Origin of the sequence: Rahnella bruchi, from assembly GCF_003614975.1 — a bacterium.
In the GTDB taxonomy this organism is placed as follows: domain Bacteria; phylum Pseudomonadota; class Gammaproteobacteria; order Enterobacterales; family Enterobacteriaceae; genus Rahnella; species Rahnella bruchi.
Genome location: NZ_QZWI01000003.1, coordinates 354,062 through 366,168, shown reverse-complemented (window position 1 = coordinate 366,168; position 12,107 = coordinate 354,062). Strand labels below are relative to the sequence as shown.

The following is a 12,107-nucleotide window of genomic DNA, read 5'->3' as shown; positions in this document are numbered from 1 at the left end:
ATCAGGCGGTTTTTGTTTATCTGCATCTTTTAAAGATTAACGGAACAGCGTTTGCGCCCAGCGTGCCAGACCGGCGGTGACCGAGCCGAAATCATTGCCACCGACCAGCGGAATACCCGGTAACTGTGCCTGTAATGCGGCACGCAGCAACGGCGAACGCGCACTGCCACCGGTCAGGTAAATCACGTCAGGTTTAATTTCGCTGCTGGCCAGCGCCAGGCTGACCTGTTCCTGAATGCGTTCCAGCGGCTGAGAAATTGCGTCGCTCAGTTGCTGCTGGCTGATAGTTTCTGCCAGACCGGATTCAATGAAGTCCATCGCAGCCGTAACGCTTTCGCGTTCAGAAAGGGCAATTTTACTTTCTTCAGCGGCGCGCACCAGACGATAGCTCAGACGCTGCTGCTGGACTTTCAGCAGGCGTTTGATGAGATCCGGTTGCGCAGCATCGCGGATCAGATCCCGCAACATACGGCCATTCGCTACGCTGTAGAAATCCAGCTGCGCCGGAACATCGTTAGTCGCTACAGCATTCCAGTAAGGCAGTGCCGGAATTGCGATGCCTTTTTGGGTTTCGCTGCCCATACCAAACTGCGGCGTGAGCTGTTTGAACGCGGTCATGATGTCCAGATCGTTCCCGCCAACGCGGCAGCCGCTGTGACCAAGCAGGCTGTTCTGACGCTCTGCCTTATCACGCCACTGCGGGCCCATCAGCAATACTGAGCAGTCAGTGGTTCCGCCGCCGATATCCACGACCAGCACGGTTTTTTCTTCCGTCAGGGTCGCTTCGAAATCCAGACCTGCGGCGACCGGCTCAAACTGGAACGCGATATCGCGGAAACCGGCGCGTTCAGCGGCACGTTGTAAAATACCCTGCGCCTGAGCATTCGCTTCTTCACCGCCCATGCCCTGGAAGTTAATCGGGCGCCCGATAACGGTCTGTTCAATAGTTTCCTGCAAGACGGATTCAGCCTGACGCTTGATGTGATACATCATGGCGCAGACCAGATCTTCAAACAGAGCAATCTGTTGAGGTTTCAGACCGTTCACACCCAGGAAGGATTTTGGAGAGCGGACAAAGTACACCTCTTCCGGATCTTCCATATAGGTTGAAAGCGCCTGTAAACCAAAATGCACGCTGTTGGCATTAACCGGAATATCTTCTTCGCGGTTAAAACTGATGCTGCGGCGCAGCAGTGCCAGATTTTCATCACTGCCTGCCGGAACCTGTCCGTGACGGCTCAGCCATTCGCTGACCGCTTCACGTGTCGGCGCACAAAGCATGGAGGGTAAATAAGGATCGTTATTTTCTAACGCCAGAAGATGGGCGTTATTATCGCGCATCACTGCAACTGAGCAATTCGCTGTACCGTAGTCAAATCCAATAAACATCATTGTTCCCCATGCCAAAGAAGGGACGGGACTTTACCGGAGAGAGGGCCATTCATCAAGTCAGTGGCGCGGAATTAGAAGGAATTCCCTCTCCTGAGACGAAGAGGGAATAACGTACGCAGAATTATTTCATTTCTTTTACTTTATGAGTGTCTGCTTTACTTCAGTAGCGCCTGCGCTTTCGCGACGACATTATCAACCGTAAAGCCGAATTCTTTGAACAGTTGCTCCGCGGGCGCAGACTCCCCGAAGGTGGTCATGCCGACAATCGCACCGTTCAGTCCAACATATTTGTACCAGTAATCAGCGATACCGGCTTCCACCGCCACGCGTGCGGTCACAGCTTTCGGCAGAACAGATTCGCGGTAAGCCTCGTCCTGTTTGTCGAACACGTCAGTCGAAGGCAGGGAAACTACCCGCACTTTGGTGCCCGCTGCGGCAAGTTTGTCTGCGGCTTCTACTGTAATACCCACTTCAGACCCGGTGGCGATCAGAATCACTTCCGGTGTGCCTGCAGAATCTTTCAGTACATACCCACCGCGCGCCACGTTTGCCAGTTGTTCAGCAGTGCGGGGTTGCTGGGTCAGGTTCTGACGCGAGAAGATAAGCGCGACCGGCCCGTCGTTGCGCTCGATGGCATATTTCCATGCTACAGCAGATTCCACCTGATCAGCCGGACGCCACAAGCTCATGTTTGGCGTCACACGCAGACTGGCCATTTGCTCAACCGGCTGGTGCGTCGGACCATCTTCCCCCAGACCGATAGAATCGTGGGTGTACACGAAGACGTTGCGGATTTTCATCAATGCCGCCAGACGCACAGCGTTACGGGCATATTCGACGAACATCAGGAACGTCGCAGTATACGGCAGGAAACCGCCGTGAAGCGCAAGGCCATTGGAGATAGCCGTCATGCCGAATTCGCGAACGCCGTAGTGGATGTAGTTACCCGCGACGTCATCTATCAGCGATTTTGAGCCAGACCACATGGTCAGGTTGCTTGGTGCGAGATCCGCTGAACCGCCAAGGAACTCAGGCAAAATTTTGCCGAACTCTTCCAGTGTATTTTGCGAGGCTTTACGGCTGGCAATATTGGCAGGTTTGGCCTGCAATCCTTCAATGAATGCCTGTGATTTGGTTTCCCAGTCAGCTGGCAGTTCGCCATTCACGCGGCGGTCAAATTCTGCTGCCAGTTCAGGATAAGCTTTGGCATAAGCAGCAAACTTGTCATTCCAGGCTTTTTCTTTTGCTTTTCCGGCTTCTTTGGCATCCCACGCAGCATAGATATCTTGCGGGATTTCAAAGGCAGGATAGTTCCAGCCCAGCGCCTTGCGGGTCGCTGCGACTTCATCGGCACCCAGTGCAGCGCCATGCGCTTCGTGGCTACCGGCTTTATTCGGTGAACCAAAACCAATCACTGTTTTGCACATCAGCAGGGAAGGGCGGTCGGTGACTTTATGGGATTCTTCTATTGCCGCTTTGATGGCGTCCGAGTTTTGTCCGTCAATTCCGCGGATGACGTGCCAGCCGTAAGCTTCGAAACGTTTGGCGGTGTCATCGGTAAACCAGCCTTCGACGTGACCGTCAATGGAGATACCGTTGTCATCATAAAACGCGGTCAGTTTGCCGAGTTTCAGGGTACCGGCCAGCGAGCAGGCTTCGTGGGAAATCCCTTCCATCATGCAGCCATCACCTAAGAAGACGTAGGTGTGATGGTTCACGATCTCGTGATTGTCGCGGTTAAATTGTGCGCCAAGCGTGCGTTCGGCAATCGCAAAACCCACCGCATTGGCAACACCCTGACCCAGCGGGCCGGTGGTGGTTTCCACGCCAGGCGTATAGCCATATTCAGGGTGTCCCGGCGTTTTGGAATGCAACTGGCGGAAGTTTTCCAGTTCGGTCATCGGCAGGTCATAACCTGTGAGGTGAAGCAGGCTGTATTGCAGCATCGACCCATGGCCGTTGGACATCAGGAAGCGGTCCCGGTCTGCCCATTTCGGGTTAGTCGGGTTGTGATTCATATAATCGCGCCACAGGACTTCGGCGATGTCGGCCATCCCCATTGGGGCGCCGGGGTGTCCGGAATTCGCTTTCTGGACGGCGTCCATGCTCAGTGCACGGATGGCATTCGCTAGTTCTCTACGGGAAGGCATATTTTTCTCCGGATTAATAACTCTTATGAGCCAGGTGACAGAGGTGCGGGGTTACCGCCTCTCTGCAATCTGACTCAGTCAGGATTAAATGTTGAAACTCTTTTGCACCGAAACTAAAGCTCTGCTGAAAGCATATCTTCGAGTTTCTTCTGATCGACGGCGAATGAGCGGATACCTTCAGCCAGTTTATCTACGGCCATGGCGTCCTGATGGTGTTCCCAGAGGAATTCAGCCTGCGTCAGAGGTGCTGGTTTTTTGCCCCCCTTGCTGGAAGGCTGCAATTTACGTTCAACCGGCTCGTTGCTGGCTTTCAGTTCTTCCAGAAGGTTTGGAGAAATTGTCAGGCGGTCGCAGCCTGCCAGCGCGAGAATCTGTTCCACTTTACGGAAACTGGCACCCATGATGACGGTCGCGTAATCGTGGGATTTGTAATAGTCGTAGATATCACGGACAGATTTCACACCCGGATCTTTTTCCACGTCATAAGTCGCGTTCGGCTCTTTGGCTTTGTACCAGTCATAGATGCGGCCGACGAAAGGAGATATCAGATAAACACCGGCTTCTGCACAAGCGCGTGCCTGAGCAAACGAGAACAGCAGGGTCAGGTTGCAGTTAATGCCTTCTTTTTCCAGCTTCTCTGCGGCTTTAATCCCTTCCCACGTTGACGCCAGTTTGATCAAAATGCGGGATTTATCTATCCCCTGATCCTGATAAAGGCCAATCAGTTTACGGGCTTTTTCGATACATAATTCACTGTTGAATGACAGGCGGGCATCGACTTCTGTCGAGATACGGCCCGGCACGCTTTTCAGGATTTCCACCCCGATATTTACGGCCAGTTTATCTGTGGCATTCACCACCTGAGTCTCTTTGCTGCCGCCTTGTTTACGGGCATAGTCCAGCGCGTCTTTAATCAGGTTTTGGTACTGCGGCAGGTCGGCTGCTTTGAGGATCAGCGAAGGATTGGTGGTCGCATCCTGTGGCTCGAAATGACGGATAGATTCAATGTCACCGCTGTCGGCAACGACGGTAGTGATTTTTTTTAGTGCGTCTAACTGGTTCATCTCTTAGCTCCTTAGCGAGAAAAAACGATACAGCAATAAGGTCGACCGACTCTATTTCGTAGGGCTCCTACCCTGCATCATTCTGTTAACAAACTGAATGCGCTTTTTCTGATTACTGCAATGGGTCGCAACAATGGCGGCCTTTGTTGCTGCTCAAATTGGGCGTCTGGCGAGAAAAGCGCAAGGACAAACTTTAAGCTTAGTTGATTTTTACGAGACGTCTTCCATGAATGAAAAGCAAACAATGCAACGGTCATTTTTTGTTCGCCATTCCCCCTTTGTCGTGGCAGGGTTATCTATACTGGTCAGCGGGAAAACCTGATGGTGATGTTTCCCCGTATTCTGTTGTCTGTGCAAAAAACCGGTTATCTCTGCAAAAATAAGAAACAAGAAAAGGACCCTACGATGGACGAACAACTCAAGCAAAGCGCGCTCGATTTCCATGAGTTTCCGGTGCCCGGAAAAATACAAGTCTCGCCCACCAAACCCCTTGCCACACAGCGTGATCTGGCGCTGGCTTATTCTCCCGGCGTTGCTGCCCCTTGCCTGGAAATTGCTAAAGATCCACAGGCTGCTTACAAATACACTGCGCGTGGCAATCTGGTGGCGGTGATTTCCAACGGAACGGCAGTTCTCGGGCTGGGGAATATCGGCGCACTGGCCGGTAAGCCGGTTATGGAAGGGAAGGGCGTACTGTTTAAAAAATTCGCCGGTATTGATGTGTTTGATATCGAAGTTGATGAAAACGATCCGGATAAACTGATCGACGTGATTGCGGCGCTGGAGCCGACATTTGGTGGCATCAACCTTGAGGATATCAAAGCGCCGGAGTGTTTTTACATCGAGAAAAAACTGCGTGAACGCATGAAGATCCCGGTGTTTCATGACGATCAGCACGGCACCGCGATTATCTGTACCGCAGCGGTGCTGAACGGTTTACGCGTGGTCGGTAAAAATATTTCGGATGTGCGACTGGTAGTGTCCGGCGCAGGGGCTTCCGCTATTGCCTGTCTGAATCTGCTGGTCGCGCTCGGACTTAAACGCCACAACATTACGGCCTGTGATTCCCGTGGCGTGATTTATAAGGGCCGCGAAGAGAATATGGCCGAAACCAAAGCGGCCTACGCTATTGACGATAACGGGCAGCGCTCGCTGGGTGATGCCATTCCTGAGGCTGACATTTTCCTCGGCTGTTCCGGTCCCGGTGTTCTGACGCAGGATATGGTAAAAACCATGGCGAAGGATCCGCTGATCCTTGCGCTCGCCAATCCAGAACCGGAAATTTTGCCGCCGCTGGCAAAAGCGGTTCGTCCTGATGCCATCATCTGTACCGGTCGCTCGGATTATCCGAATCAGGTCAATAACGTGCTGTGTTTCCCGTTCATATTCCGTGGCGCGCTGGATGTGGGCGCAACCACCATTAATGAAGAGATGAAGCTGGCCTGTGTCCACGCTATTGCCGATCTGGCGATGGCCGAACAGAGTGACGTGGTGGCATCTGCCTACGGGGAAGAAGAGCTGTCTTTCGGCCCGGACTACATCATTCCTAAACCTTTTGATCCGCGCCTGATTGTGAAAATTGCGCCGGCCGTTGCGAAAGCGGCCATGGATTCCGGTGTGGCGACACGGCCAATTAAAGATTTTGACGCTTACGTCGAGAAGCTTGCCGAATTTGTCTACAAAACCAATCTGTTCATGAAGCCTATCTTCTCGCAGGCGAAGACCGACCCCCGTCGGGTAGTGATGGCCGAAGGTGAAGAGGAGCGGGTATTACAGGCTACGCAGGAGCTGATTTCCCTGGGACTGGCCAAACCTATTCTGGTCGGACGCCCGAGCGTTATCGCCATGCGTATCAAAAAACTCGGATTGCAGCTGGAAGCTGGCCGGGATTTCGAAGTGGTGAATAACGAATCTGATCCGCGTTTTAATGAATACTGGCGAGAATATTATGAGCTGATGAAGCGGCGCGGTGTATCGCAGGAGCAGGCCCGGCGGGCAGTGATCGGCAATCCGACGCTGATTTCCGCCATCATGCTGCTGCGCGGTGAAGCGGATGCGATGATTTGCGGTACGGTCGGCACTTATCATGAGCATTACGATATTGTGGAGAAGGTGTTTGGGTTTCGCGAAGGAGCGCACGTTGCCGGTGCCATGAATGCGTTGCTGTTGCCAAGTGGGAACACGTTTATTGCAGACACTTATGTCAATGACGACCCGACGCCGGAGCAGCTGGCAGAAATCACGCTGATGGCGGCTGAAACGGTACGTCGTTTCGGTATTGAACCGAAAGTGGCGTTGCTGTCACATTCGAGTTTTGGCACTTCAGACAGTCCGGCTGCGCTTAAAATGCGGCGAACGCTGGAGCTGGTCAATGAGCTTGATCCGCAGCTGGAAATTGACGGTGAGATGCATGGTGATGCAGCGCTGGTGGAAAGCATTCGTCAGGACATCATGCCCGACAGTCCGTTAAAAGGTTCAGCCAATATCCTGATTATGCCAAATATGGAATCGGCGCGTATCAGTTACAACCTGCTGCGCGTATCGTGCTCCGAAGGCGTAACCGTCGGGCCGGTGCTGATGGGGGTATCGAAACCGGTACATATTCTGACGCCGATAGCCTCAGTGCGCAGGATTGTGAATATGGTGGCTTTAGCCGTAGTGGAGGCGCAAACCGAGCCTCTTTAAATCTGCTTCTTTAAATCTGGAAAGGGCGCCGCAACGGGCGCCCTTTTTAAATATCCGTCTCAGTATTTCACTTCGCCGATGCGCTCCAGCGCATCAACAATCAGATCCCAGAAACGCTGATGATCGAGTTTTACCGCGACTTGAGTATGGCAATCCGCTGGCGGCGGGGCACGGAAATCGGCGACCGTCATACCCAGTGTCAGCGTACCGGTCAGCTCAATATCCACCGGCACTCTTTGAACCGTCATTACTTTCGGATCAATAACATAGGCCACGGCGCACGGATCGTGAACTGGCGGAGCATCAAAGCCCTGGCGATCTTTATAGCTCAGGCCGAAGAAATCGAGTAACTCGCCGACAAATTTGGCGGGCTGCGTGCCGACTGCAGCGATGCGCGCGGCAACTTCCGGCGTGGCAAGTGCCTGATGGGTAAGATCGAGCCCGACCATCGTCAGAGGCCATTTTTCGTTGAAGACGATATGGGCCGCTTCCGGATCTATCTTGATATTGAATTCTGCGACCGCGCTCCAGTTACCCACATGATAACCGCCGCCCATCAGCACCACTTCTTTCACGCGATCGGCAATGCGTGGCTCTTTACGTACCGCCATCGCAATATTGGTCAGCCCGCCGGTGGGCACCAGGGTGATGGTTTTTGGCGGGTGCGACATGATCAAATCAATGATCAGATCGATGGCGTGAACCGGCTCCAGTGAGATGGCAGCTTCCGGCAGCACCGGACCGTCGAGGCCGGATTCACCATGGATTTCGTCAGCGACTTCTATCTGACGTACCAGTGGACGCGTTGCTCCTGCGGCAAACGGCACACCGGTGAGATTAATCACGCGTGCGACCGCCAGCGCGTTGCGGGTGACTTTCTCCAGCGTCTGATTGCCGACCACCGTAGTGACGGCCAGCAGCTCGATTTCGGGGTTACCGTGAGCCAGTAACATCGCGATAGCATCGTCGTGCCCCGGATCGCAATCAAGGATGATCTTTTTGACCATTTCTTATTCCTTTAATTATGTAGTGGTACTTCGGTTTTGGCCGCCTGACTGGATTTAGCGTTTAGTCTGCTGTAACCATTTATCCAGTTCATTGGCAAATTGCTGGCGGTCACGCTGATTAAGCGCAGGCGGCCCACCGGTCTGCACGCCGCTGGCGCGCATGGTGTCCATAAAATCACGCATATTCAGGCGCTCTTTGATGGTTTCAGTGGTGTAACGCTCGCCGCGAGGGTTAAGCGCTACACCGCCTTTTTCAATCACTTCCGCCGCGAGAGGAATATCAGCGGTGATCACCAGATCGCCCGGTTCGGTGCGTTTTACGATTTCGTTATCCGCGACGTCAAAGCCCGCCTCAACGCGTAAAGTACGCAGGAATTTCGACGGCGGTGTGCGGATGATTTGGTTAGCCACCAGCGTCACCATCATGCCGGTGCGTTCAGCGGCGCGGAACAGCACTTCCTTGATCACATTCGGACAGGCGTCGGCATCAACCCAGATTTGCATCAGTTTGCTTCTCCGTTTTCAGATAAGCCTTTTTCAGCCAGCCAGTCGCGAACGGGCAGGAAATCGCTGTACAGCGCGGCTTCCGGGCTGCCATCTTCAGGCTGATAGCCATATTCCCAGCGCACCAGAGGCGGCATCGACATCAAAATCGATTCTGTGCGCCCGCCGGTTTGCAGACCAAACAGCGTTCCGCGATCCCACACCAGATTGAACTCCACATAACGGCCACGGCGGTAAAGCTGGAACTGGCGCTCGCGCTCGCCCCACGGCAGGCCTTTGCGTTTTTCCACAACAGGCAGATAAGCGTCGGTGAAACCGTTGCCGACGGCCTGCATAAAGCTGAAACAGGTATCGAAGTCTGGTGAGTTCAGGTCATCAAAGAACAACCCGCCAATCCCGCGTGCCTCATTGCGGTGTTTGATGAAGAAGTAATCGTCGCACCATTTTTTGTATTTCGGGTACATTTCGTCGCCAAACGGCTGGCAAAGCTGCTGCGCCGTGAGGTGCCAGTGTCGTGCATCTTCTTCAAAACCATAATATGGCGTGAGGTCGAAACCTCCGCCAAACCACCATACCGGCGCTTCGCCGGGTTTTTCAGCAATGAAGAAACGCACATTGGCGTGGCTGGTCGGCACATAGGGGCTCAGCGGATGGATAACCAGTGAGACGCCCATCGCCTGAAAACTGCGTCCGGCGAGTTCGGGACGATGTGCCGTTGCGGAGGCCGGAAGGGTGGCGCCGGAAACATGTGAGAAGTTCACGCCCGCCTGTTCGAATACTGCGCCATGGGTCATCACCCGGCTTTGGCCACCACCGCCTTCTTCGCGAACCCACTGATCTTCAGCAAAATGACCTTTGCCATCGGCAGCGGCCAGTTGCTGGCAAATGTGGTCCTGAAGCTTGAGCAGGAAGGTTTTGACTTGCTGGATGTCGGGAATGGATTGGCTCACAGGCTAACTCGCAGACGTTGACTGAAAAGACATTCAGCGCCTTGCGGGCGCTGAATGATAGAAATGTGGACGGTATTATATACCCAAAAGCCTGCGGGTCACCAAAGGCGGCTGCTTTTGGTGTCGGGAGGAGGTTACCGGGGCTTACGCTCGTTGGCGTCGAAATAACTGAAAAAGTTCACAATCCCCTGCGAGATTGCCTGCGCAATTTCACGACGGAACGCCGTGGTGCTGAGCAGCTGTTCTTCCTGATGATTAGTGATAAAGGAGGTTTCCACCAGAATCGACGGGATTGACGGTGATTTCAGAACGGCAAATGCTGCCTGCTCAGTTTGCTGGCTGTGCAGATGATGGATAGGGCGGATCCTGTCGAGCACGTGATGTCCCAGCGTCAGGCTGTTTTTTATGGTGTCGGTCTGCACCAGATCAAACAGTACCTGTTGCAGATAATTGTTGTCTTCTTTGGCGTATTTCGCCCCAGCGACCAGATCGGCGTCGTTTTCTTTTTTCGACATATAACGCGCCATGGCGCTGCTGGCTCCACGGTTGGATAGTGCAAAAACTGAAGCACCGGAAGCCGTCGGGCTGGTGTAACCATCGGCGTGAATGGAAACGAACAGGTCAGCCTGATGCTGGTGTGCCAGTTCAACACGCTGATAGAGCGGAATAAAATGGTCGGAGTCGCGGGTTAGTTTGACTTCAATATGGCTTTGCTCGCCTAAAATCTCACGCACATAGTTGGCGATTTCCAGCACCACGTGTTTTTCTTCCGAACCTTCGTGACCAACGGCGCCGGAATCAATGCCACCGTGGCCGGGGTCGATCATCACCAGTTTCTTCGCGCCCGGTGGCTTTGGGGCCGGGGCTGATTTCGTGATGTGTTCCTGCTGTGCCGCACTGGCAGAGCGCGAACCAAAAGCGGCGATCGCTAAACCGAGTCCGGAAAGCAGTAACTGGCGACGTGTTGCGGCAGCAGGAAGCGGCTGGAAATGCAGAAATTTGTTCAGGGGGTTTAACATCAGTCCGTTACCGTCAGAAAAAAGGCAGAATGCTCTATGTTATAGAGTATCTTTTTTATAGTTTCGATCTGAGAACTATTACTTTTTATGAATATTGTGTCGCGGATGAAGTCAGAGCCGAATAAATCTCCGTTGAGAAGGCGGGAATATCTTCTTCAGGCGTTGTATTTGCGGTTTGAATTCGTTTATAAAGCAGACAATCTGTGATTTTGATGTTGCGTATCAAACAGATCACGCGATAATTAATTAAACCCCTATTAACAGCGGCGAACAGTGATGGAAATTCGCGTATACCGTCAAGAAGATTTCGAAGAAGTACTGACCTTATGGGAGCGTTGCGATCTGCTGCGTCCGTGGAACGATCCTGAGCTGGATATTGAACGTAAAACTAATCACAGCCCTGAGTTTTTTCTGGTGGCAGAAGTGGGTGGCGAAGTTGTGGGCACCCTGATGGGTGGCTACGACGGTCATCGCGGCTCAGCGAATTATCTCGGAGTACATCCGGATTATCGCGGACGTGGCATCGCAAACGCGCTGGTCAACCGGCTGGAGAAAAAACTGATTGCCCGCGGTTGTCCGAAAATGAATTTAATGGTGCGTGCAGAAAATGACGCGGTTGTCAGCATGTACGAAAAGCTGGGCTATGAAATATCGGATACTTTGCTGCTCGGCAAACGTCTGATCGAAGATCAGGAATACTGATATACCCGTTGTTTTTCAGTGAATAAAAAGCCCCGGCGGAATCACTTCTGTCGGGGCTTTTTTATCATCGATCACTTGATGATTTTGACGCTCTTCACGTCCACTTCCACAGAGTTCCAGTCTTTATCGACTTTACCTTCAATGCGGATTTTATCTTTTGGCGAGACGTTCTGCCCCTGCCAGCGTTTACCGTCAATTTCCACATTCAGGGTGCCGGTATTATCGCGGAAAATGTATTTATCATGGTCGATACGCTGATCCAGGTAGCCTTCCAGCATGATCCATTGATCGTCTTTCATCGTCTGCGCATCTTTCACAGTACTCAGGGCGGTGGTACCGGTGAAGCCGCCTTGTTCTGCCGGCTGGGCTTGCGTCTCCTGAGCTGAAGGGCCATTAAAGCCGCCAGTCTGTTGGGCAAAGGCTGTCGCTGAACAAAGTGCGATGAGGGTTGCCAGAGTGATCTTCTTCATCATAATAGGTCTTCCTTAATATTACGTTTCCAGAGTACCGGCAACTATGACATCGTTTAAGATGTCTTGCCGTGCTGGAGACCATTAAAGCAGACTGTTCTTAACAGTTTCTTAAGCGCATACCCGGCATACTTCAAATTATTTTGGGCATGTCCTTAAGGATT

Annotated in this window: 11 protein-coding genes; 3 read left to right on the top strand and 8 right to left on the bottom strand. The window is 52.8% G+C overall.

What is annotated here, in order from left to right:
• Window positions 1-36: 36 nt before the first annotated feature.
• From yegD to tal, 3 genes are all read right to left on the bottom strand, one after another.
• Window positions 37-1,389, bottom strand: a complete 1,353-nt coding sequence (gene yegD / locus D5398_RS08920) for a molecular chaperone (protein WP_120507276.1) — start codon at window positions 1,387-1,389, stop codon at window positions 37-39.
• Between the two features lie 158 nt (window positions 1,390-1,547).
• Window positions 1,548-3,542, bottom strand: coding sequence for a transketolase (tkt, locus tag D5398_RS08915; protein WP_120507275.1), 1,995 nt, complete (start codon window positions 3,540-3,542; stop codon window positions 1,548-1,550).
• 113 nt (window positions 3,543-3,655) lie between these two features.
• Complete coding sequence (gene tal / locus D5398_RS08910; protein WP_120507274.1) at window positions 3,656-4,606, bottom strand: transaldolase; 951 nt, start codon at window positions 4,604-4,606, stop codon at window positions 3,656-3,658.
• A 133-nt stretch (window positions 4,607-4,739) separates the two neighbouring features.
• Between tal and D5398_RS08905 the strand changes: the two genes are divergently transcribed.
• Both D5398_RS08905 and maeB read left to right on the top strand, forming a co-directional pair.
• On the top strand, window positions 4,740-4,928 hold the full coding sequence (locus D5398_RS08905) for a hypothetical protein (RefSeq protein WP_120507273.1): 189 nt from the start codon (window positions 4,740-4,742) through the stop codon (window positions 4,926-4,928).
• 83 nt (window positions 4,929-5,011) lie between these two features.
• Window positions 5,012-7,291, top strand: coding sequence for an NADP-dependent oxaloacetate-decarboxylating malate dehydrogenase (maeB, locus tag D5398_RS08900; protein ID WP_120507449.1), 2,280 nt, complete (start codon window positions 5,012-5,014; stop codon window positions 7,289-7,291).
• A gap of 59 nt (window positions 7,292-7,350) precedes the next feature.
• Here the strand turns inward: maeB and uriH are convergent, their stop codons facing one another.
• The 4 genes from uriH to amiA form a co-directional block, all read right to left on the bottom strand.
• Window positions 7,351-8,298, bottom strand: a complete 948-nt coding sequence (gene uriH, locus D5398_RS08895) for a uridine-preferring nucleoside hydrolase UriH (RefSeq protein ID WP_120507272.1) — start codon at window positions 8,296-8,298, stop codon at window positions 7,351-7,353.
• A gap of 54 nt (window positions 8,299-8,352) precedes the next feature.
• Window positions 8,353-8,802, bottom strand: coding sequence for a YaiI/YqxD family protein (locus D5398_RS08890; protein ID WP_120507271.1), 450 nt, complete (start codon window positions 8,800-8,802; stop codon window positions 8,353-8,355).
• Window positions 8,802-9,752: an oxygen-dependent coproporphyrinogen oxidase gene (gene hemF, locus D5398_RS08885; RefSeq protein WP_120507270.1), complete on the bottom strand. Its 951-nt coding sequence runs from the start codon at window positions 9,750-9,752 to the stop codon at window positions 8,802-8,804. The genes D5398_RS08890 and hemF overlap by 1 nt, the downstream gene beginning before the upstream one ends.
• A 134-nt stretch (window positions 9,753-9,886) precedes the next feature.
• Window positions 9,887-10,771: an N-acetylmuramoyl-L-alanine amidase AmiA gene (gene amiA / locus D5398_RS08880; protein ID WP_120507269.1), complete on the bottom strand. Its 885-nt coding sequence runs from the start codon at window positions 10,769-10,771 to the stop codon at window positions 9,887-9,889.
• A 276-nt stretch (window positions 10,772-11,047) separates the two neighbouring features.
• Between amiA and D5398_RS08875 the strand changes: the two genes are divergently transcribed.
• The gene (locus D5398_RS08875) at window positions 11,048-11,473 is read left to right on the top strand and encodes a GNAT family acetyltransferase (protein ID WP_120131684.1); all 426 of its coding nucleotides are present in this window, start codon (window positions 11,048-11,050) and stop codon (window positions 11,471-11,473) included.
• A gap of 71 nt (window positions 11,474-11,544) precedes the next feature.
• Here D5398_RS08875 and D5398_RS08870 read toward each other — a convergent pair whose 3' ends face one another.
• Entirely contained in the window at window positions 11,545-11,943 is a 399-nt protein-coding gene (locus D5398_RS08870; RefSeq protein ID WP_208645930.1) for a YgiW/YdeI family stress tolerance OB fold protein, read from the bottom strand.
• Window positions 11,944-12,107 lie beyond the last annotated feature (164 nt).

What these genes read in the sequence shown, in the direction of transcription:
- D5398_RS08905 (WP_120507273.1), top strand. Translation starts at nt 4,740, where the DNA reads ATGGCGGCCTTTGTTGCTGCTCAAATTGGGCGTCTGGCGAGAAAAGCG.
- D5398_RS08890 (WP_120507271.1), bottom strand. Translation starts at nt 8,802, where the DNA reads ATGCAAATCTGGGTTGATGCCGACGCCTGTCCGAATGTGATCAAGGAA.
- tkt (WP_120507275.1), bottom strand. Translation starts at nt 3,542, where the DNA reads ATGCCTTCCCGTAGAGAACTAGCGAATGCCATCCGTGCACTGAGCATG.
- D5398_RS08875 (WP_120131684.1), top strand. Translation starts at nt 11,048, where the DNA reads ATGGAAATTCGCGTATACCGTCAAGAAGATTTCGAAGAAGTACTGACC.
- uriH (WP_120507272.1), bottom strand. Translation starts at nt 8,298, where the DNA reads ATGGTCAAAAAGATCATCCTTGATTGCGATCCGGGGCACGACGATGCT.
- amiA (WP_120507269.1), bottom strand. Translation starts at nt 10,771, where the DNA reads ATGTTAAACCCCCTGAACAAATTTCTGCATTTCCAGCCGCTTCCTGCT.
- yegD (WP_120507276.1), bottom strand. Translation starts at nt 1,389, where the DNA reads ATGTTTATTGGATTTGACTACGGTACAGCGAATTGCTCAGTTGCAGTG.
- tal (WP_120507274.1), bottom strand. Translation starts at nt 4,606, where the DNA reads ATGAACCAGTTAGACGCACTAAAAAAAATCACTACCGTCGTTGCCGAC.
- D5398_RS08870 (WP_208645930.1), bottom strand. Translation starts at nt 11,943, where the DNA reads ATGAAGAAGATCACTCTGGCAACCCTCATCGCACTTTGTTCAGCGACA.
- maeB (WP_120507449.1), top strand. Translation starts at nt 5,012, where the DNA reads ATGGACGAACAACTCAAGCAAAGCGCGCTCGATTTCCATGAGTTTCCG.